This is a genomic window from Pseudomonas brassicae, assembly GCF_010671725.1.
GTDB classification, from domain to species: Bacteria; Pseudomonadota; Gammaproteobacteria; order Pseudomonadales; family Pseudomonadaceae; genus Aquipseudomonas; species Aquipseudomonas brassicae.
On sequence record NZ_JAAHBU010000353.1, the window covers coordinates 1 to 770 of the forward strand.

At 56.8% G+C, this 770-nt stretch carries 1 protein-coding gene; it reads right to left on the reverse strand.

The window, feature by feature from the left end:
• A partial coding sequence (locus G3436_RS21355) for an IS256 family transposase (protein WP_178116552.1) occupies positions 1-653 on the reverse strand: 653 nt, incomplete at its 3' end.
• Positions 654-770: the final 117 nt, after the last annotated feature.

Sequence of the window (770 nt, forward strand, 5' to 3'; positions counted from 1 at the left end):
TCGATCCAGATGCCCAGGATATCGCGCGTCCCGTCGGGTAAAACGCCCAGCGCCAGGTAAATGGCCTTGTTGCGCACCAAGCCTTCTTCGCGGATCTTCACCCGCAGCGCATCAAAGAAAATGACCGGGTACATCGGCTCCAGCGGGCGCTGTTGCCACGCGCCAATTTCTTCCATGACCTCGTCGGTCACAGAGCTGATGAAATCGGGCGAGACGTCCGTGCCGTACTGCTCGGAAAGAAACGCACGAATCTCTCTGACCGTCATTCCACGGGCATACATGGCAATGATCTTGTCGTCAAAACCGGTATAACGGCGCTCATGCTTGGGGATCAGAATCGGCGAGAAACTGCCGTTGCGATCACGCGGAATGTCCAGGCGTATCGGGCCATCGCCGGTGAGCACCGTCTTGCCGCTCTTACCGTTGCGCTGGTTGGTTTCATCCTCCGGGCGCTGCGCGCCCGACGGATAGCCCAGGTGGTGGCCGAGCTCGGCATTTAGCGCTCGTTCAATCAGCGCTTTCTTGAAGGCCGCAGAAGCCTCTTCGATCGCCTCAGCGGTCATCAGCGTTTCAGGGAGTTGATCCAGCAGTTCCTTTGGAAGCTTCGGCAGCTCCCGTACTGGTTTGCGTTCAGATTTCTTTTTGGTTGGCATACATGCACCTCTTACTCATGTTATGCCCGAACACAAAATTTCTGACACCCCGGTGCGGGACTGCCGCATCACTACACACGATACCAAGTCATCGAAAAACAGGGCGGTTCCAATCAC